Origin of the sequence: Eggerthella hominis (assembly GCF_014287365.1) — a bacterium.
In the GTDB taxonomy this organism is placed as follows: domain Bacteria; phylum Actinomycetota; class Coriobacteriia; order Coriobacteriales; family Eggerthellaceae; genus Eggerthella; species Eggerthella guodeyinii.
In genome coordinates this window covers 117,001-137,595 of sequence record NZ_JACOOA010000003.1, presented here as the reverse complement: position 1 = coordinate 137,595, position 20,595 = coordinate 117,001, and the positions used below count along the sequence as shown (strand labels likewise).

16 protein-coding genes are annotated in these 20,595 nt (G+C 65.9%); 9 read left to right on the top strand and 7 right to left on the bottom strand.

The window, feature by feature from the left end:
* Positions 1-88: 88 nt before the first annotated feature.
* Both H8S61_RS17835 and H8S61_RS08140 read right to left on the bottom strand, forming a co-directional pair.
* Positions 89-241, bottom strand: coding sequence for a DUF1016 N-terminal domain-containing protein (locus H8S61_RS17835; RefSeq protein ID WP_244977578.1), 153 nt, complete (start codon positions 239-241; stop codon positions 89-91).
* A gap of 463 nt (positions 242-704) precedes the next feature.
* Positions 705-3,140 carry a ribonucleoside triphosphate reductase gene (locus H8S61_RS08140; RefSeq protein ID WP_186938626.1) on the bottom strand — a complete coding sequence of 812 codons (2,436 nt, stop codon included), beginning with the start codon at positions 3,138-3,140 and terminating at the stop codon, positions 705-707.
* 366 nt (positions 3,141-3,506) lie between these two features.
* On the opposite strand from H8S61_RS08140, the gene H8S61_RS08135 reads away from it, so the two are divergent.
* The 6 genes from H8S61_RS08135 to H8S61_RS08110 all read left to right on the top strand — a co-directional run bounded on the left by H8S61_RS08135 (position 3,507) and on the right by H8S61_RS08110 (position 11,304).
* Entirely contained in the window at positions 3,507-5,069 is a 1,563-nt protein-coding gene (locus H8S61_RS08135) for a helix-turn-helix domain-containing protein (RefSeq protein WP_186938625.1), read from the top strand.
* 146 nt (positions 5,070-5,215) lie between these two features.
* Positions 5,216-7,015, top strand: coding sequence for an FAD-dependent oxidoreductase (locus tag H8S61_RS08130; RefSeq protein ID WP_186938624.1), 1,800 nt, complete (start codon positions 5,216-5,218; stop codon positions 7,013-7,015).
* Between the two features lie 147 nt (positions 7,016-7,162).
* A complete protein-coding gene (locus H8S61_RS08125) occupies positions 7,163-7,669 on the top strand; it encodes a pyridoxamine 5'-phosphate oxidase family protein (RefSeq protein ID WP_186938623.1) in 507 nt (168 codons plus the stop codon).
* 2 nt (positions 7,670-7,671) lie between these two features.
* Complete coding sequence (locus H8S61_RS08120; protein WP_160941365.1) at positions 7,672-8,397, top strand: anaerobic ribonucleoside-triphosphate reductase activating protein; 726 nt, start codon at positions 7,672-7,674, stop codon at positions 8,395-8,397.
* Positions 8,398-8,586: 189 nt separating this feature from the next.
* Positions 8,587-9,825 (top strand): glycoside hydrolase family 3 protein, encoded by a 1,239-nt coding sequence (locus H8S61_RS08115; RefSeq protein WP_186938622.1) that lies wholly within the window; start codon positions 8,587-8,589, stop codon positions 9,823-9,825.
* A 54-nt stretch (positions 9,826-9,879) separates the two neighbouring features.
* A complete protein-coding gene (locus H8S61_RS08110; RefSeq protein WP_186938621.1) occupies positions 9,880-11,304 on the top strand; it encodes a C69 family dipeptidase in 1,425 nt (474 codons plus the stop codon).
* A 376-nt stretch (positions 11,305-11,680) separates the two neighbouring features.
* On the opposite strand, the gene H8S61_RS08105 is transcribed toward H8S61_RS08110, so the two are convergent.
* The gene (locus H8S61_RS08105; RefSeq protein WP_186938620.1) at positions 11,681-12,967 is read right to left on the bottom strand and encodes an MFS transporter; all 1,287 of its coding nucleotides are present in this window, start codon (positions 12,965-12,967) and stop codon (positions 11,681-11,683) included.
* A 193-nt stretch (positions 12,968-13,160) separates the two neighbouring features.
* Positions 13,161-13,838: a TetR/AcrR family transcriptional regulator gene (locus tag H8S61_RS08100; protein ID WP_186938619.1), complete on the bottom strand. Its 678-nt coding sequence runs from the start codon at positions 13,836-13,838 to the stop codon at positions 13,161-13,163.
* A gap of 153 nt (positions 13,839-13,991) precedes the next feature.
* Between H8S61_RS08100 and H8S61_RS08095 the strand changes: the two genes are divergently transcribed.
* A complete protein-coding gene (locus tag H8S61_RS08095) occupies positions 13,992-15,206 on the top strand; it encodes a diphosphate--fructose-6-phosphate 1-phosphotransferase (protein WP_186938618.1) in 1,215 nt (404 codons plus the stop codon).
* Between the two features lie 72 nt (positions 15,207-15,278).
* On the opposite strand, the gene H8S61_RS08090 is transcribed toward H8S61_RS08095, so the two are convergent.
* Positions 15,279-16,667: an MATE family efflux transporter gene (locus tag H8S61_RS08090; RefSeq protein ID WP_366458091.1), complete on the bottom strand. Its 1,389-nt coding sequence runs from the start codon at positions 16,665-16,667 to the stop codon at positions 15,279-15,281.
* A 322-nt stretch (positions 16,668-16,989) separates the two neighbouring features.
* Entirely contained in the window at positions 16,990-17,379 is a 390-nt protein-coding gene (locus H8S61_RS08085) for a winged helix-turn-helix transcriptional regulator (protein ID WP_160941371.1), read from the bottom strand.
* Between the two features lie 208 nt (positions 17,380-17,587).
* Between H8S61_RS08085 and H8S61_RS08080 the strand changes: the two genes are divergently transcribed.
* Complete coding sequence (locus H8S61_RS08080) at positions 17,588-18,100, top strand: nitroreductase family protein (RefSeq protein ID WP_186938617.1); 513 nt, start codon at positions 17,588-17,590, stop codon at positions 18,098-18,100.
* A 120-nt stretch (positions 18,101-18,220) separates the two neighbouring features.
* Here H8S61_RS08080 and H8S61_RS08075 read toward each other — a convergent pair whose 3' ends face one another.
* The gene (locus H8S61_RS08075; protein WP_154332867.1) at positions 18,221-19,012 is read right to left on the bottom strand and encodes an HAD family hydrolase; all 792 of its coding nucleotides are present in this window, start codon (positions 19,010-19,012) and stop codon (positions 18,221-18,223) included.
* A 280-nt stretch (positions 19,013-19,292) separates the two neighbouring features.
* On the opposite strand from H8S61_RS08075, the gene H8S61_RS08070 reads away from it, so the two are divergent.
* Positions 19,293-20,486, top strand: coding sequence for a helix-turn-helix transcriptional regulator (locus H8S61_RS08070; protein ID WP_160941374.1), 1,194 nt, complete (start codon positions 19,293-19,295; stop codon positions 20,484-20,486).
* The last annotated feature ends 109 nt before the right edge of the window (positions 20,487-20,595 follow it).

Genomic DNA, 20,595 nt, shown 5'->3' with positions numbered 1-20,595 from the left:
GTCCACCGCTGATCGACGGCTTCGCGCATATAGAACAAGCGCTTTCTCTCGTCCTCCACACGTATGAGCAGACGATAGTGGGACCAGCTCACATGTGCCGAAGAGCACGCTCGGTGAACCCCTTCCCGAATTCCGTCGTCAGCCGCTCGGACAGGTACTCCATCAGGTGCTTGCCGTACTCGGCGCGATCTCCCTGCGCTTCCACGATCTGGCGGCCGATCTCCCAATACGCCCCGACCATCGCATCGTCGCCACAGCTGTCCGGTTCTTGAGTTATGCACCCTCATGGCAGACCTAATCGTCCTCCATCGAGTGCCTTGCGCGCGAAAGTTTGGAATAACCCCAGGTCGAAAGTCGTCCGTGCGAGCAAGGCGTCGCACATGGGGCATCGCGAGGGTGCATAACTCGGGAACCGGGCGCTTTTCGGGAGCTTTCGATGACACAAGGGTGCATAACTCGGGAACTTCGCTCGGGAACGGTCCCGCGGCCGTCCAAGTCTCTCTCGCTCGTGTCGCAGCCACCCGAAATCGTTGAGGGGCAGGCTGGGCCCTCTCCAAAAACGTAACTCCCGCACAACGAAAAAAGGGCCGGATCTTTCGATCCGGCCCCGGAGATTGCTGGGCGCTTGCTGCTGGTGTGCTGGTGGCTCGTTCGCGAGTGTGGTGACGGGTGCGCCCCGGTTTCAAACCGGCCGAAGCCAGTGGTTAGGCGGTCACCTGCGCTTTCATCGCGTTGATGCGCTGGAACACGGCCGAGGCACCCGGGATGACGTCCACGGAGCCGTCGGCGGACACGGACAGCAGCGTCGGCGCCTGCATGATGCGGTAGCGCTGAGCGAGCTCCACGTTCTCCTCGGCCAGCAGCTCCTCGTAGGGAATGCCGGCGGCATCCATCTCGGCCGCGGCGAACTTGCAGTTCGGGCACGTGCGCGTGGCGACGAGGTAGAGGCCCGCGGGAAGCGTGCTGTGGTCGGGGGCGGGTTCCGCGACGGGAACCGTTACGTGCGAGCCCGCCTGTCCGGCGGTCTCGGCCGCGGCCGTCACGGCCACGGAGCCTTCGCGCGTCAAATGCGAATGCCCCAGGTCGTACTCAACGCGGTCGGCGAACTCCTGCGACTTGCCGTCGTTCCAGTTCTTCACCGGACGGTAGTAGCCGGTGATGCGCGAGTACACCTCGGTCTCCTCGTGGCAGCACGGGCACTCGTACACCTCGCCGGCGATGTAGCCGTGGTTCTTGCACACGGAGTACGTGGGCGACATGGTGTAATACGGCAGCTTGTAGTTCTCGGCGATCTTGCGCACGAGCGTGGCGGCCGCCTTCCAGTCGGGCAGCTTCTCGCCCAGGAACGCGTGGAACACGGTGCCGGACGTGTACAGCGTCTGCAGCCCGTCCTGCACGTCGAGCGCGCTGAAGACGTCGTCGGTGAAGCCCACCGGCAGGTGCGACGAGTTCGTGTAGTACGGCTTGCCCTGCTCGTTGGCCGTGATGATCTGGGGGAACTGCTCCTTGTCGTGCTTGGCGAAGCGGTACGTGGTGCTCTCGGCGGGCGTGGCCTCGAGGTTGTACAGATCGCCGTACTGCTCCTGGTAGTCGGCCAGGCGGGCGCGCATGTGGTTGAGCACGTCCTTCGTGAACGCCTGCGCCGGCTCCTGCGTCATGTCGGCGCGCAGCCACTGGGCGTTCAGGCACGCTTCGTTCATGCCCACCAGGCCGATCGTGGAGAAGTGGTTCTCGAACGTGCCCAGATAGCGCTTCGTGTACGGGTACAGGCCCGCGTCGAGCAGGCGCGTGACCACTTCGCGCTTCGTGTGCAGCGAGCGCGCGGAGACGTCCATGAGATGGTCGAGGCGACGGTAGAAGTCGGCCTCGTCGGTGGCGAGGTAGGCCAGGCGCGGCATGTTGATGGTGACCACGCCGATGGAGCCCGTGGACTCGCCCGAGCCGAAGAACCCGCCCGACTTCTTGCGCAGCTCGCGCAGGTCGAGGCGCAGGCGGCAGCACATGGAGCGCACGTCGGACGGCTCCATATCGGAGTTGATGTAGTTCGAGAAGTACGGGGTGCCGTACTTGCTGGTCATCTCGAACAGCAGCTTGTTATTCTCCGTCTCGCTCCAATCGAAGTCCTTCGTGATGGAGTAGGTGGGGATGGGGTACTGGAAGCCGCGGCCGTTCGCGTCGCCTTCGATCATGATCTCGATGAACGCCTTGTTCACCATGTCCATCTCGGCCTTGCAGTCGCCGTAGGTGAAGTCCATCTCCTTGCCGCCCACGATGGCCGGCTGATCGCGCAGGTCGGCCGGGCACACCCAGTCGAGTGTGATGTTGCTGAACGGCGCCTGCGTGCCCCAGCGCGACGGCGTGTTGACGCCGAACACGAACGACTCGACGCACTGCTTCGTCTCCTCGTAGGACAGGTCGTCAACCTTCACGAAGGGCGCGAGATAGGTGTCGAAGCTCGAGAACGCCTGGGCGCCGGCCCACTCGTTCTGCATGATGCCGAGGAAGTTCACCATCTGGTTGCACAGGCTGGACAGGTGGCTGGCCGGCTTCGACGTGATCTTGCCCGGCACGCCGCCGAGGCCTTCCTGGATGAGCTGCTTGAGCGACCACCCTGCGCAGTAGCCCGTCAGCATGGACAGGTCGTGCAGGTGGATGTCGGCGTTGCGGTGAGCCTTCGCCACCTCGTCGTCGTAGATCTCGCTGAGCCAGTAGTTCGCCGTGATGGCGCCCGAGTTCGAGAGGATCAGGCCGCCGACGGAGTACGTGACCGTGGAGTTCTCCTTCACGCGCCAGTCCTCCACCTTGACATACTGGTCCACGAGATCCTTGTAGTCGAGCAGCGTCGCGTTGGCGTTACGCACCTTCTCGCGCTGCTTGCGGTACAGGATGTAGGACTTCGCCACGTCGGCGTACCCGGCCGTGGAAAGCACCTCCTCCACGCTGTCCTGCACGTCCTCGACGCTGACGATGCCGTCCTTGATGCGGGGTTCGAAATGCGCGGTCACGTTGAGGGCCAACAGGTCGATCGTAGAAGGATGGTACTGCTTCTCCAACGCGTCGAACGCCTTGGCGATGGCGCTCGAAATCTTTGCGATATCGAATTCCGCGATCTTGCCGTCGCGCTTCTGAACCTCGTACATGCTCGCTCCTTTTGCTGTGGATTCGCTTCGTTTATGCGGCCTCGGGCAGTTGGGCCGCGCCTCGTTTGCGGTAGACCACACCCTACCAGCGTCGTGGGGGTCAGTCAATGACTGTCACCCACATGTTGAAGATACAACCACAAAGCACAACTATATATGGTAGGTTTTGCCATCTGGGGTTTTGCGCGGGCGCTCGACGGCGCTCTACGAAAAGCGACCTGCGCGTTTAGAACAAAGCACCGCGAGGGCCGTTTTGCAGACGCTCCGCGTCGAACCATTCGGCGAGCGGCAAGGGCTGCTCTGCACGCAACGGACTATGCTAGAATGGCGAGCGGAGAGATCGCATCTCGTCAGGGGACCGGCACCATGAATCAGACAGACCATTCGGACAACATGGCGGACGCTTCGCTCCGCCGTCATCATACGTGCGTTCGGGTAGCTCTCCTCGTCTGCGGCATCATGCTTGTCGGAATATGGAGCAACCTCTTCGGATACAGTGCGCTTCTCATACCCGACCCAAGCGGCGAATACGGCACGACACTCAGCGACTGGTACATAGGGGGACGACTCGCCAGCGCCCTGCTGTTCGTGGTTCTCGCCCGCCCCCTCGAACGTCGTCAAGGAGCCATAGGGCTTCTGGTCGGCATCGGCTTGTCCCCGCTCGTTCTGATCATAGCCCTTTCGGCGCGCCAAGGAACGGCGGATACGGCACTGCTGAGCTCCACAACCCTGCTGCCGCTCGGCGCTTTTGCAGCAGGCATTGGGTTTCTCCTCCTTTCGGTGCCCCTGTTCATCAGGCTGATTCACGAGCTCCCCTCTCGATGGGCGGCCTTGGCCACCATGGTCGGCATCGTTGGCGAGTGCGCCGTGTCAAGCGCATTGAGCTTCTACGGCTCGCTCGATGTCCAGCTGATCGCGTGCACCATCGCTCCCGCAGCCAGCGGCCTGTGCCTGTTCGCCTCCGAGCGCTTGGCAGCTCGCGACGGCGCGAAGGCGAAAACCGAAGACGACAACGAGGCCGAGAGCGCGATCGCGTCACGTCCGCAAGACGGCGGAATGCCGAGAGCCTACGACGCACGCAATTTTTTCGGAACCGCGCTCATGCTCTTGCAGCTTTCGTTCGCCATGGTGCTCGCGTCATCGCTCAGGTCGCTGAGCAGCATCGGCCCTTGGGGGCTTTTGCACGAAGGGTACCTCGCGCAAATCGACGGCTCGCTTCCGCTCGTCTGCCTGATCGTTGCGACGCTCACCCTGCTCATCTTCGTTGCACCGCGCCGCCTTCCCAGCCAGGTGAAATGCGCCCTCGCGCTCGTGGTGGTGCTTGCCGGACTGCAGATGACCGCCTCGCATCTGGGAACCGCGCCGGACGGCGGCCCCACGGTGGCGGCCATCACCATGGGCTGCCAGCTGTTCTGCCGGGCGATCATATGGATCACGTTCATGGAATGCGTGCGTCAGCTGCGCATCCCGCCTTTCAGGATCAACGGCATCGCCTGCCTGTTCAACGTCGCGGGCTCTCTACTGTTTTCCGGAACGGCCTCGTTCGGCATCGGGGAAGAAGACCTCGTGCTCGGCATCGTGTACGTGCTGCTATGCGTGACGGTGATCGCCATCGCCCTGCCCTCCATCGGCTCCGTCGGTTCTTTCGGTGCAGCCGAACGTCGAGCCCATTGCGAATCCGACGATTCGGACGACAGCGCCGCAATCCCATCGAGGACGCTCCACAGCTTCGCTTCCGCCCACGGCGTCTCCGCACGCGAGGAGGAGGTCCTCGCGCTTCTGCTCGACGGCTGCACGCGAGGGCAGATCGAACGGCTCCTCGGATTGTCCGAAGGTACCGTGCGCACCCACGTGAACGCCGTCTACCGCAAGGTCGACGTACATTCCAAGGAGCAGCTGCATCAGACGTTCGCCGATTGGACCGTCTGAAAAAGGCCGATCATCCAGTCGTTTTCTTGAATTCATCCATTGCGGTGATGACCATCATCCACGCTAACGTGGACCCCGCCTCGATAACACGATCAAAGGAGAGAGGGGTACCTATGAGCACCATTACTCGGAGGAATTTCGTAGGGATGTCCGGAATCGCCGGCATCGCCGCCGCAGCCGGCTTCATGGGAGTCGCAACAGGATGCACCCAGGAGGCCGTTGCGGAGCAATCGGGCTTCAAGCCGGGAACGTATCGGGCGGCCGCACAGGGCATGGCGGGCTACGTCTACCTGTCGACCACCTTCGACGAGTCGTCCATCATCGACATCGAGATTCTCGACGAGAACCAAAGCGTGGGCATCTGCGAGGAAGTGTACGCGACCATCCCGGCGAACGTGATCGACACTCAATCGCTCGGCGTCGACGTGGTGTCCGGAGCCACTTTGACCAGCTACGCGGTCATCGACGCCATCGCTGATTGCGTTTCTCAGGCAGGTGGCGACGCCGACGCCATGCGCAAGGTGAAGATCCCCGTCGAAGTGCAGGACGAGGAATTCTCGTACGACGTCGTGGTGGTGGGCGCAGGGCTGGCGGGACTGTGCACCGCCATCGAGGCCGCGCGGGAAGGCGCGCACGTCGCCCTCGTGGAAAAGCAGGGGGTGCTTGGCACGGCCGTCTTCTCGAGCGGCATCACGTACATCGCCCCAACTCCCGACGACGTCGAGGCAATGTACGCCAAATGGATAGAAAACGCCGTCACCACGTGCGAGTATCCCACGGTCGAACGCGTGCGCGACCTGTGCGAGGCAAGCCCCGAGGTCATGGAGTTCCTCGTGGATGTCGGCTTCGAATACTCCGTGGGGCTGAACGGCAACCTCATGCCCACCGCCTCCACCGGCATGCTGCGCAACAACATCCCCATCCGCCTCGGCTCGAAGGAGCCGTTGGCCAAGGGCGGAGAGGCGCTGATGCGCGGTCTCGAAGCAGCCTGCGCCGCGAACGGCGTCGACGTGTTCATGAACACCGGGGTGACCAAGTTCATCCTCGAGGGGGATGCGATGGCGGGCGTGGTGTGCGAAACGCCGCGCGGCGTGAAGACCTACCGCGCCTCCTCGGTGGTGCTGTGCAGCGGGGACTACGGGCGCAACCCCGAGATGGTGAAAACGTACTCCCCCGAATCCATCCACGACATCACCTCGACGGGTGCGGGAAACACGGGAACGTGCATGGAACTGGCCATCGAAGCCGGAGCCGCCGTGTACGAATCGCAGCAGCCCATGAGCGGCAGCCTTGCGTTCGAACCCGAGAACAAACCCGTGTGCGGCCAACCGTTCGACCAGTTCCCCTTCGAGTGCATGCTGGTCGATTACCACGGCGAGCGCAAGGTACGCGAAGACGCCCCCAACAACCATGTGCAGCATCAGTACTTCATGGACCCCGACCGTCCCTGCGCCGGCTGGGCCATCATGGACGAAGCCGTGGCCCGCAAGGTATGGGTCATGGACGAGCTCCTGTTGAAAACCGAGAAAGGCGACAGCAAGATACGGGCATACAAAGCCGACACGATCGAAGAGCTGGCGAAGCTGATCGAGGTCGATGCGAACACACTGGCCTCCCAGTTGGACGCGTACAACGCACTGTGCGAAAGCGGCGAGGACACCGCGTTCGGCAAGGAGGCGAGCTTCTTGACGCCCATGAAGGAAGGCCCTTACTACGGGGTGCTCGCCTATAGCATCATCCGCGCCATTGCCGGAGGGGTGAAAACCAACGGCGACTTCGAGGTAATCCGAGCGGACGGCCAGCCTATCCCCGGCTTGTACGCAGCGGGAATATCGAGCAGTCGCGAATACTGGGGCGACTACTATCCCGGTGCCATGGCCATCGCCCTGTGCACTCACGGCGGCTACCTCGCCGGCAAAAACGCTGCCGCACACGCCAAAGCGTAGCGAACGCGGCAGCATGCGAAGAAGCGAAGGCCCTGGAAGACGTCGTATTCCGGGGCCTTCGTCCAAACGGCACGTTGCGTGGACGGATGCAACATCCTATGATGGGAGGCCGAACGCACTGCAGGTTTCGCATCCGAAGGAGCTGCCATGACCCATTTTCCCCTGCGCCGCGCTGAGCGGGCGATGTCGCGCGACGAGGCGCTGGCCGTGCTCGACGCCGCGGAGTTCGTCACCGTGTCCACCGTGGACGACGACGGCATGCCCTACGGCGTGCCGCTCTCCTTCGTGCGCACGGGCGAGGCGCTGTACTTCCACGCCACGAACGAAGGCGGCCACAAGGCGGCGGACTTCCGACGCGACAATCGCGTGTGCGCGACCGCGGTGACGGGCGTCGGAGCGTTCTTCGAGGACGGCGACTTCACCACGAGCTTCCAGTCGGTCATGGCGTTCGGCCGCATCCGCGAGGTGTCCGACGTGGGCGAGTTCAAGCACGCGCTGGTGAACCTGTGCATGAAGTACGTGCCCGAAGCGAAGCACGGCATCGGGCGTGCGATGGAGCTGGAAGGGCCGCACACGGCCGTGTGGGCCATCGACATCGACGAGCTCAGCGGCAAGGCGCGCTCGGGCCCCCGCCGCGCGAACGAGGGGGCGTAACCATGCGCATCGCCGGCTTGCAGAAGCTCACGCTGCTCGACTACCCGGGCAAGACCGCGGCCACGGTGTTCACGCCGGGCTGCAACTTCCGCTGCCCGTTCTGCCACAACGCCGACTTGGTGACGGGCGGCGCGGCGCACGAGGCGACCACGGCCGCAAGCGCCGACGCCGTCTCGCTCGACGAGTTCTTCGCGTTTTTGGACAAGCGCCAGGGGCTGCTCGACGGCGTGTGCGTCACGGGCGGCGAGCCGCTGCTGCAGCCCGGTATCGAGGACTTCTGCGCCCGCGTGCACGAACGGGGATTCGCGGTGAAGCTCGACACGAACGGCAGTTTCCCCGACCGCCTGCGCGCCCTCGTGGAGGCCGGCCTCGTGGACTGCGTGGCCATGGACGTGAAGAACGCGCCGGAGCGGTACGCCGAAACCGTCGGCGTGCCCGCGTTCGATCTCGCGCCGGTGCAGGCGTCCCTCGACTTCCTGCGCGCCGGCGACCTGCCCTACGAGGTGCGCACCACCGTGGTGCGCGAGCTGCACACCGCCGACGACCTGCGCGCGCTGGCCGCGTGGGTGCAGGGCGTGCGGGCGTGGCACCTGCAAAGCTTCATCGACGCGGAAAGCGTGCTGGGCGGCACCGGCCGCTTCCACGCCTGGGATCCCGACGACCTGCGCGCCCTGCTGCCCGAGCTGCAAGCCGTGGTGCCGGGCGCCCAGCTGCGCGGCGTGGACTAGCGCGTCGTCGCGGACGCGGACTAGCGCGGCGCGGCACCGCACGACGGCGACCGCTTCGCCACGTTACCGGCGAGCTTCAACCCTTTTTCAAAGCGGCATCATGACCGGCGATTCGCCGGCGCCCCGCCCTATACTGAGAGCTTGGCGCGCTGCACGGCGCGCCGGTTTGACGAGGACAAAGGGGGATGCATGCGTTCACGTTGGTTGGTTCTCTGCGCGCTTGCGGCGTGCCTGCTCGCGCCGTTGACGGGGTGCGTCGCCTCGCAGCCGGAAGCCGTTCCCGAGCAGCCTTCGACCGAGTTCGGCACGCCGTCGGATCCCGACGAGAACGCCGCAGCCCCGACGCCCGCCCCCGCGGCCCCGCACGAGCCCACGCTGGACGAGCGCGCCGCCGACAAAGTGGCCTCCCTGACCCTCGAGCAGAAGGTGGCGCAGCTGTTCATCGTGCGCCCCGAATCCATCACGGGCGTGGACACCGCCACGCAGGCCGGCCCCGCCACCGAGGAGGCGTTGCAGACCTATCCCGTGGGCGGCATCGCCTACTTCCAGAAGAACCTGCTGGACCCCGACCAGACCGCCACCATGCTGGCCAACGCGCAGGCGTATTCCGAGAAAGCCGTCGGCTTGCCGCTGTTCGCCTGCGTGGACGAGGAAGGCGGCACCGTCACGCGCATCGCGGGCAACCCCGGCTTCGCCATCGAGAACGTGGGCGACATGGCCGACGTCGGCGCCGCCGGCGACCCCGCGGCGGCCGAGGACGTCGCGCACACCATCGGCACGTACCTGCACGACCTGGGCTTCAACGTGGACTTCGCCCCCGACGCCGACATCTGCGGCGACCCCGCCGTCGACGTGATGGCGCTGCGCTCGTTCGGCACCGACCCGCAGCTCGTGGCCACTATGGTGGAAGCGCAGGTCAAAGGGTTCGCAAGCGCGAACATGCTGTGCAGCGCCAAGCACTTCCCCGGCATCGGCGGCGTGGCGGGCGACAGCCACGAAGGAGCCATCGTGTCCGAGAAAACCCTCGACGAGCTGCGCGCCTTCGAGCTGGTCCCGTTCAAGGCGGCCATCGCGGCCGACGTGCCGTTCATCATGGTGGGCCACCTCTCGGTGCCGAACGCCACGGGCGACGACACGCCCGCCTCCATCAACCCCGCCATCGTCACCGACCTGCTGCGCGACGAGCTGGGCTACCAGAACCTCATCATCACCGACTCGATGGGCATGGGCGCCGTGGGCGACGTCGCCCCCGAGCAGGTGGGCGTCGCAGCGCTCGAGGCGGGCGTCGACCTCGTGCTCATGCCCGAGGACTTCGTCGCCACCTACCAGGGCGTGCTCGACGCCGTGCACGACGGCCGCCTGACGGAAGCGCGCATCGACGAATCGGTGCGGCGCATCGTGAAGACGAAGCTCGCGCTGGCGGAATAGGCGTAGAATGAAGGCACGCCCGCACGGCGCCCACCCCTCGACCAGGAGGTTTCCATGGCTCGTCAAACCCATTGCGCCTGCACGTCCGTCCTCGTGGGAAAGGCGGCCTCGCTCGACGGCTCCACGATGATCGCGCGCACCGAGGACAACGTGCGCGCCTGCGCGCCGAAGCGGTTCACCGTGGTGCCCGAGCGCCGCTGGACGCGCGAGCAGTTCGTGTCGGCGGGCAACGGGTTCACGATGGAGCTTGACGGCGCTGCCCTGCGCTACACGTCCACGCCCGAGGGCGATCCGAGCGAGGGGCTGTACGAGGAAGCCGGCATCAACGCAGCCGGCGTGGCCATGAGCGCCACCGAGAGCACGTACGCCAACGAGCGCGTGCTGGCGCTCGACCCCCTGGTGGAGGACGGATTGGCCGAAGACGCCCTGCTCAGCGTCGTGCTGCCGTTCGTCGCGTCGGCGCGCGAAGCCGTGCAGCGCATCGGCGACATCGTGGCCGCGCACGGGTCGGCCGAGAGCAACAGCATCCTCGTGGCCGACGCGGACGAAGTGTGGTACCTGGAGCTGGCCACGGGACACCAGTGGGCGGCGCAGCGCATCCCCGACGACGCGTATGCCGTGTGCGCGAACCGCATCTCCATCCAAGAGGTCGATTTCGCCTCCGACGACTTCATGACCTCGGACGGCATCCGCGCCTTCGTCGACGGAAATCGGCTGAACCCGCGCCCGGGCACCTTCGACTTCCGCCGCATCTTCGGCACGTACACGCAGCAGGACCGGCACTACAACGCGCCGCGCGTGTGGTTCGGCCAGCGCTACCTCACGCCCGAGGCGGTGCAGCAGCCCGAAGACCTCGACCTGCCGTTCATCCGCCGCGCGAACCGCCTGATCGGCGTCGACGACGTGGCGTACCTGCTGAGCTCACACTACAACGGCACGGCGTTCGACCCGCTCGGCTCGGATGGCGACGAGCGCAGCCGCACGCGCTACCGCGCCGTCTCGCTGTCGCGCACGCAGGAGGGCCACATCCTGCAGGTGCGCCCCAACCTGCCGCCCGAGCGCGCCGGCGTGCACTGGGTGGCGCTTGCCACCACGGCGTTCTCGCCGTTCGTGCCGTTCTTCGCGAACGCCTCGGCCGCGCACCCCGCCTGGGAGCGCGCCGGCGAGCGCCCCGAGGGCGACAGCGCGTATTGGCTGCTGCGCACGCTGGGGATGCTGGCCGAGAGCCGCTACGCGCTGGCGGCGAAGCCCGTCGACGACTTCCTCGCCGCAAGCCGCCAGAAAGCGCACGCGTTCGTGGTCGCCACCGACGCGTCCAGCGCAGGCCTCTCCGGCGAGGAGCTGACCGCGGCTTTCACCGAAGCGAACCGCGCCTTCATGGACGAGTTGCTGGCCGACACGCGCACCCTCGTGCAGGACCTCGTCATGGCAGGGGCCGAGGATTCCCGCCTGTCGTTCGAGATGGACGCGAACCTGTAGCGCCTCCGCAGCCAAAGCGGCGTTCCGCAGAAAGCTTTTGTCTTGCCCCTCCCTTCCCCGAGACGCTTGTCCGCGGGGAAAGGATCGCGATCGGGCGCTTTTTGCACAAAAATCCTCGACGTGCGAAACCTCCCGATGCTGTTGAGCGGGGACACGCCGCGTCGCCTCGCGAGAATCCCAGGTCGTAGCCGTGAGTCCGTCCATCGGGCGAGGTATGCATGCCGAAGCCCGACCCTGCGATCGACTATGAGGGCCTTCGAGGTTCGCACGTCGCCTGTTTTTGTGCACCAGGACGCGAATCGCGTGTCGGCAGCACATACCCCAGCTCTTTCGGCCATCGTGCGCCGAACGGGGAGCCGGGGTGCTCGCTTCCGCGTCACGCAACCTCGAGCGCATCGTCCGCCACGGCGTCGTTCGTCGCCGGCAGATCCGCCAGGCCCTTCTTCAGCACGCGGAACGTGATCAGCCCGATGACGAACGCGGCAGCCGCCGTGCCCACCGCCACCGGCACGAGGTTTCCGCGCAGTGTATCGAATAGCCCGCCGTAGACGAGCTGGCCGATGGGCTGGGCGCAGTTCGACAGCGACATGGTGAGCGCGATGACCTTCCCCACCAGATGGCCGGGCGTTTCAAGCTGCACGAACGAGATGGCCTGGATGCTGAACATCGTCGCGCACGCCATGGACACGAACAGGCCCGCCACCACCATGCCGTACGCCGCCATCGCGCCCATCGGCACGCCCAGCACCACGGCGATCGGCAGCAGTCCCAGCGCCGACACCAGCAGGAACAGCGGCGCGCTGCTCAGCTTCAAGCGCTTCGCGAACACGCCCACCGAGATGCCGCCCGCCAAGCCGCCCAGCGCCATGGCGCCCTCGGCGAAGCCCATGTACTGGTTCGGCAGCCCGAGTATCTGCGTGATGGTCACCGGGGCGCCGATGAGGATGAACGCCGTCAACGTGAGGTTGATGCCGGCGACGAGGAAGATGACCTTGAGGATGACCGTGCGCTCATGGCGCAGGAACGAGAAGCTTTCTGCGATGTCGTTTACCACGGTGCGCACCACGCCCACCGAGCTGCGCTCGACGGCATCGCGGGGAATGCGCACGAAAGCAACGATGACCAGCGTCGACAGCGCGAACGCCACCCCGGACACGAACACCACCGGCTCGATGCCGAACAGGCCGAACAGCAGGCCGCCCAGCACGGGGCCCACGAGGCCCGACAGCGCGCTGATCTGGCTGACGATGGCGGTTGCCCGCACGATGCCCTCGCGCGGAACGATGAACGGCACCGCCGCCTGCACGGTGGGCTGGTAGACGCTCTGCGCCGCGTACAGGATGATGAGCGCGCAGATGGACAGGCCGACGAGATCGATAACGCCGTCGAGCGCGAGGAAGGCGCCGCAGGTCACCGCCAAGATCGCGTCGAGCGCCGCCATGATGCGCCGCTTGTTCACGCGGTCGGCCGCCACCCCGCCGATGGGAGTCAGCACGATGTAGGGAATCCAGGCGCAGGCCGACACCGCGCCCATGAGCGCCGCCGACCCCGTTTGGTTCAGCACGTACAGCGGCAGGGCGAAGCGCAGCACCGCATCGCCGAACAGCGAGGCGATCTGCGCGAATATCACCGAGACGAACGATCGATTGAGCAATGTGTTCATGATGGTTCCTTTCATTTACATACGTTCGGTTGGTATGTATATTGGATAAAAAAGAAGGTTGCCAAGCAACCGCGGTTCCGGTGCGCGAAGAGCGCTCAGGAGCTTCGGGCGAGATCCAAGCCTAGCTCGACCTCCCCTCGCCTGCCTCTTCGGTATACCGGAATGTTTCACGTGAAACATTCGTTCGCATTATCTACGAGTTCACGGCATCGAACCTTTCATGGAATTGACTGCGGTACCCTTCCAGGACGCATGCGAGCCCGTCCTCCGCCAGAGACAACCCGCCAAGTGCTTTCACGATGTCGATGTAGTAGTCGATGCGCGTGCGCAGCTCCTCGGCGGTGCACGCACGGAACATGGGGCTGGCCCACAAGTTCGCCAACAGCACGATGACTTCGCTGAACTCGCGCGGGTAATCCGTGACGATGCTGCCGTCGCGCACGCCCTGCTCCACGATGGGCTGCACGAAGTCGGGCACCGTCTCGTCGAACACCGATTGGTACTGCATGCCCAGCAGACGCGCGTTCTTCACCGGGTCCACATCGGGCGCGGCGTTGGCCCACAGGTCCATCTGCGGTCCGGCGATAGAAGCCGCGAACAGGGCTTGCAGCTTCTCGGCTCCGTTCATGCTGCCGTCGTCACGGATGCGGCGAAGCTCGCCGTACAGCGCCGCATTGTCGCGGTCGAGGGCGGCCGACAGGATGTCTTCCTTCGACTTGAAGTGGTGGTACACCGCGCCTTTCGTGAGGCCGCCCAGCCCATCGATGATGTCCTGGATGCTGGTGTTGTCGTATCCTTTCTCGAAGAACAGAGCGAGGGCCACGTCGAGGATGCGGTTCACCGTCTCCTCGGGATGCTTGTTGCGAGCCATCGACCCTCCTCTCCACACGTGAATACATACCAACGGTATGTATCCTACGATACTCCGGTGGAGAAGGCAAGAAAAAGTTTGCCGCACGCTGCGGCCACCTTCATACTAAGGCGCATGCGCCAACGCGATCAGAGAGAACAGGAGCATCGACCCATGAGCACCTGCCTTGTTGCACAATCCGGCGGGCCCACCGCCGTCATCAACGCCAGCCTGGCCGGCGTCATCCGCGCGAACCAGCTGAACCCCCTGTACGACCGCGTGCTGGGCGGCATCCACGGCATCGAGGGCGTGCTGGCCGACCAACTGTACGACCTCACCGACCTTTCGAGCCGCGACCTGGATCTGCTCAAGCAAACCCCCTCGTCGGCGCTGGGCACGTGCCGCTACAAGCTCAAGCGCGACGACGAAGCCGACTTCCGCCGCCTCGCGGACGTGATGGACGCCCACGACATCGACACCATGTTCTACATCGGCGGGAACGACTCGATGGACACCGTCGACGCGCTGGCCGAATGGGCGGCCGAGAACGCGCCGGGCAAGCGCTTCGTCGGCATCCCCAAAACCGTGGACAACGACCTGGTGCCGGTGGACCACTGCCCCGGCTTCCCGAGCGCCGCGAAGGTGGCCTGCCAGATCACGCACGCCACGCGGCTCGACTACGACGCCTATACGCGCCCCGAGGTGTTCGTGCTCGAGGCCATGGGCCGCGACGCGGGCTGGCTGGCGGCCAGCTGCTGCGTCACCGGCGACGTCGACTTGCTCGTGCTGCCCGAGATGGACTTCGAGCGCGACGCGTTTTTGGCCGCGGTGCGCGCGAAGCTCGACGAGACCGGCGCATGCTACATCGTGGTATCGGAGGGCGCGCGCTACGCCGACGGCACCTACCTGTCCGCGGGCGACGCGGCCAACGACGGCTTCTGCCACGCGGTGCTGGGCGGAGCCGGGCAGACGCTCAAGCAGATGATCGTCGACGCCGGCATCGTGCCGCGCGGCGTGGTGCAAGACCTCTCGCGCGCGGCGCGCTCCAGCAACTTCGCCCAGAGTCTCGTGGACGTGAATGAGGCGTACGACCTGGGGCTGAGCGCCCACATGCGCAGCGCCGACCCCGCGTTCACCGGCCAGGTGGTGGGCATCCGCCGCAACGCCGCCGCTGCCGCCGAGGGGCGCTACGAGGCCGAAGTGTTCGCCGGGCCCGCCAGCGAGTTCGCCAACTTCGTCAAGCGCTTCCCCGACGAGTGGATGCTGCCGAACTACCAGGGCATCACGCCGGAAGCCATCGCGTACTTCCAGCCGCTCATCGAGGGCGAGCCGAAGCTCATCATGGAAGGCGGCCTCCCCGCCACCCTCCAGCCCTTCAACCGCCGCTAACGGCGCGACGGCGGGCGGGCGGTACGCCCCCGCCCGCCGTCGCCCGATCGAATACGGCTTGGGGCCCTCCCCTTACGCGCCTCGCGTGCGCGTCCAATGGCGCAGGTAGAGGGCGCCGACGAGGGCCGGGATCACGGGCGACGCGGCCTGCGCCACGAAGATGCCCACGTAGCCGAAGCCCAGCACGCCGCTCAGCAGGAACGCCAAGCCGAAGCGCACGACGAACGCGTCGATGAGCGAGTTCACCAGCACGAGGCGAGGCGAGCCGGCCCCCAGCGCGAACGAATCGAAGCTGTACATGGCCGCATAGAACAGGCCGTTCACGCTGCACGTGATGCGCAGGTACAGCACGGCGATGTCGAGCGTAGCGGGATCCGTCAGGCCGTACGCGCTCGCGATCAGCGGGGCCAGCAGCTGCACGACCACCTGCACGCCCACGATCACGCTCACGTTGAACGTGGCGCCGAGGCGTGCCACGTCGCGCGCCCGACCCCATGCGCCCGCGCCCGCGTTCTGCGCGGCCGCCGTGGTGATGGCCTGGCCGATGGCCCAGCACGGCAGCCCCGCGATGGTGCTGATCTGCAGGCCGACGCCGGCCGCGGCGGCCACGTCGGTCCCGTAGCGGTTCAACAGCCCGGTGACCAGCGCGTGCGACAGGTTCACCACCGCCATCTGCACGGCGGAGGGCACGCCCACGCGCAGCACTTCGCCGACGCTCGCGCGCAGCGGCGCACCGCCGCGCGCACCGCGGGAGAACGCGCCGGCCAGACGCCCGCCGGGAAAGCGCCGACGCACCGCGATGAGCGCGCCGACCGCCGCCACGCTCTGCGCGATGACCGTCGCGAACGCCGCCCCCACCACGCCGAGGCCCGCCGGCCCCACCAGCACGAGGTCGAGCGCCACGTTCACGAGCAGGGCAACCCCCACCAGCGCCAACGGCGTGCGCGCGTCGCCCTGCGCCTTGAGGAAGGCGGCCGCAGCGTTCATGAGGAAGGGTCCGACGGAGCCGCAGCACAGCACCACGGTATAGGCGCAGGCACCGTCGAGCGCCGCCTCGGGCACGGCGTTGGCCGTGAACGCCGGACGCGCCAGCATCGTGCCCAGCACGGCGATCGCCGCCGCCCCCGCCAGCGCAACCACGATCGTGGCCGCGTACGCGCGCCGCTGGCCGGCCACGTCGCGCGCGCCCACGAACCGCGCGATCACCACGCCGCCGCCCGCCGTGAGGCCGATGACGAACGCGTTCACGATAAAGGTGGCGTTGGTCGCGTTGCTGATGGACACGAGCCCCACCGCGCCCATCACCTGGCCGACCACCACCATGTCGACCGCCTGGTACACGTATTGCAGCAGGTTCACCGCCATGAGCGGCAGCGCGAAGGCGAGGAGCTGCCGGAACAGCGGCCCCTCGGTAAAGGAAAGAGGAACGTTGGATTCGAGTTCGGTAGGTGCTTTCGACACGGTTGCTCACCTCTGAGAATTCGGGAAACGGAATGCGGAATGCGAGCGGGACGCGACCGGCGCGTCCGACGCTGCGCGCAAAAAAGCGCCGCAGATGAATCATCACCTGCGGCGCTCAAAGGATTCCGTCATGCCGGCATCGAAGAGGAGGCGTGCCTGACCCGGGCAGCGCGCCTATCGATGCCGATGAGTATGTCCCGGTGCTCCGTGCGATGCTTCATCGGCGATCATGCGCGGAGCCGTTACTCTGCAGAGTTTCATGCGTGCCTTCTCGTTGAGGCGGATACAGCGTCGCCCAGCATACCGCGCCGGGCAGGCGCGGTCAACCCGCGGGAGGCGCGGCGGGAACGGCTGCGGGGGCGGCGGGGACGGCGGACGTCGCGGCGTCCGCGTCGTCCAGCACGACCTTTCCCCAGGCGCACATCTGGTTGAGGATGGGGACGAAGCTCCGCCCGCGCTCGGTGAGCGAGTACTCGGTTTTGGGCGGCACCTGATGGTACAGCTCGCGATGCACCATGCCGTCGGCTTCCAGCTCGCGCAGCTGCTGGGTGAGCATCTTCGGCGTGGCCTGCGTCATCCTGCGCTGCAGCTCGCCGAAGCGCAGCACGCGCGCGTTGCTCAGGTGCCACAGGATCAGCACCTTGTGCTTGCCGCCCACGATATCGATGGTGGCCTCCACGGGGCAATGGTACGCGCTCGGACAGGTTTTCATGCGCAGCCTCTTTCGCTCGATGCAGCATTCGGCAGGGCACTCGCGCGTCGTGCGGTGCGTCGCTCGGTGCGTCGCTCGACCTGCCGTCCAATACTATCTTTTTGGGTAGTATATTCCAAAAAAGTGTCTACTTGTTCCGAAGATAGCAAAGCGTAGGATGAAAGGCGACCGAACACCGGAACCCCAACCCGAGAGATTGGAGCACTCCATGTCGTTTCTCGACCTCGCACGAAAGCGCTGCTCGATCCGCGCCTACCAGCCCGCCCCCGTCAGCCAAGAGCTGATCGACGCCATCGTGGAAGCGGGACGCGTCGCGCCCACGGCGGCCAACCGCCAACCGGTGCGCATCGTCTGCGCAACGAGCGCGACAAGCCTCGCCCACCTGGGAGAAGCGGCCAACTTGCACGGCGCGCCGCTCGCGCTCGTTGTGTGCGTCGACGCCCAGCGGGCATGGAAGCGACGGGTGGACGGCTGGTCGTCGGCCGAAGTGGACGCCTCCATCGTGACCGACCACCTGATGCTCGCCGCCGCCGATCTCGGCCTGGGCAGCGTGTGGATCTGCAACTTCGACCCTGCCGTCGTACGCGAGGCGTGCGCGCTTCCCCCGTCGCTCGAACCGGTGAACATCCTGGCCGTCGGGCACGCCGCCTGCGACCCCACCAGCCCCGACCGCCACGCAACCGAGCGCATCCCCACCAGCGAATTTGTCGTGAACGGGTAGGATCGGAAAGGGAGCGGAGCCCGGTGCGCCAAGGTTTTCCGGCTCCCTGCTGCGGGCACGCCGAAAGGCCTCGTTCTGCATGCAAGCGCTCCGCCAAAGGCGAACCGAGCTCGCCGCCTTCTACCCCATGATGTCGAGGAGGGCGCGCAGCTCGCGCTGGACGCTGTGCTCGACGTTCGTCCCGATCACCTTCGTGGCGATCTGCTTGATGGCCGAGCGAGCGTTGCCCATGGCAACGCTCGTGCCTGCCATGCGCAGGATCTCGTAGTCGTTCATGGAGTCGCCGAACGCCATCACTTCCTCGGCTCGCACGCCGTGAGCCGCCATCACCTGCTCGATGCCGGTGGCCTTGTTCACGCCGCGCTGCATGACGTCGATCCACTTGTTGCCCGACGGCGCGAACACGAAGTCGGCCTCCAGCTCGCGCGTGAGCGCATACGCCATGTCCATAACCCCTTCGTCGCAGTACACCGAGGCCTTCAGGATGTTCACCTCGGGCGACGGCACGTCGAACACGCGCACGGGGTTCGGCAGGTTCTTGTCCACCTCGCGCTCGAACCGCGCCTCGTCGTCCAACAGGTAGCTGCGCGTCTCGTCGAACAGCGCGAGATGCAGCGTGTCGAACAGGTTGCAGGTGTGCGCCAGCCGACGCAGCGCCGCGTGCGAGAACACCTCGCGATCGACCAGCGTGCCCTCGATGATAACCTGCGCACCGTTGGATGCGACGAAGTCCATGCACTCCACCACGGGCTCGAACAGCTCGCTCAGCGTGTCGAAGCGCCGCCCCGACGAGGCCACGAATCGGATGCCCGCGTCGCGCAGGCGCAGGATGAGGTCGTAGGTTCCGTCGGGCACGCACTGGTTCCCATCGAGCAGCGTGCCGTCCATGTCGCTGGCGATAAGCTTGATCATCAGAAAGGCCTCCTTGAAAATCCATCGTATGCCGCCATTGTACGCCGCCCCCTCCAAGCCGCGTGAGCCCGCACGCGGACTTTGCACGAACTTGAAACCTGTTTTACAAAATCCCAGCTCAATAGGCTTCGCAACCTGAGCGTGCGCGAAAAATAGCGAAACGCACCGCCAGGTTGGTAGAACGCGCGGGCGTGCAACCGCATGATGGGAACCGTCGAAGCGCAGCCGCAAGGGCCGACGCTTCGGGTATCATGCAAACAACGTTTGAGAAGGGACCATCATGAGCTTCGCCGACAACCTCGTATACCTGCGGCAGCATTACGGCATCACGCAGGAAGGGCTCGCCGAGCAGCTGGGCGTGTCGCGTCAGACCGTCAGCAAGTGGGAAGCCGGCACGAACTACCCCGAGATGGACAAGATCCTCGTGCTGTGTGATTTGTTCAACGTCAAACTCGACGACCTCATGCGCGGCAGCGTCGTCGTGACGCGGGAAGGCGACACCGAGCGCTACGACGCGCACATGAACCGCTTCAACCTGTCCGTCGTGGCCGGCGTGGCGTGCATCCTCGTAGGCGTGGGCCTGAACGGGCTGCTCGATGCCCTCGGATGGCCGGGGAACCTGCAGGCCGTCGCGCTGCTGTCGTGCGTGGTCATCGGCGTGGTGCTCCTCGTCATGGGCAGCCTCAGCCACGGCGAGTTCAAGCGCCGCAACCCCTCCATCGAGCCGCGGTACTCGGACGCCGCGCTCGATCGCTTCGGCCGGCGCTTCCCCCTGCTCACCGCGCTCGGCGTGGGCATCATCCTGCTCGACGTCATCATGCTGATCGGCCTCACGCCCGACGAGGGCACCATCCTCGTGGGCGGCGTCTCGCTCGAAGAGCTCGCCATCGCCCCCTTCATGTTCATCCTCGCCATCGCCGTGGGCATCCTCATCTGGGCCGGCATGCAGAAATCGAAGTACGACCTATCCGAGCTCACCTACATCGCGCACCGCCAGGACCTCGGCGCCGACCTGCCCGCCTCCGCCATCGTCAAGACGCCCGAGCAGATCCGCGCCGACCGCATCATGGGCGTCGTCTGCGGCGTCATCATGCTGCTGGCCACCATCGTGTTCCTCGTATGGGGCTTCGTGCCGCTGTTCGACCAGGTCGGCGGCTGGGACGGCTTCGACAAGAACGAGCTGCGCGACCTCATCCGCGACGGCCAGGGCGGCTTTTACATCAGCTGGATCGCGTTCGTGGTGGGCGGCATCCTGTGCGGCATCACCTGCCTGATCGGCAGCGTGCTGTCGAAGTCGAAGGACGATTGGATCGCCGAAGCGCGTCAGGAAGACGCCTGGATGAAGTACGCGCAGCAGGACGCCAAGGAAGACCCCTGGGCCCGCGGCCCCGAAGCCCCCGTTCCGCCCCAAGCCCCGACGGCCCCGCACCACCCCACCAATCCCGCCGCCGGACCCGACCGCACCTGGAAGTAGCAGGAAAGTACCTTTTGGACACCGCTGGGTACCCTTTGCGTCTAGCACCTCCTCCCTCCCTCGCCCTACGATTTCGACCCGTAGGGAACACCGAATGCCCGCACGTCGT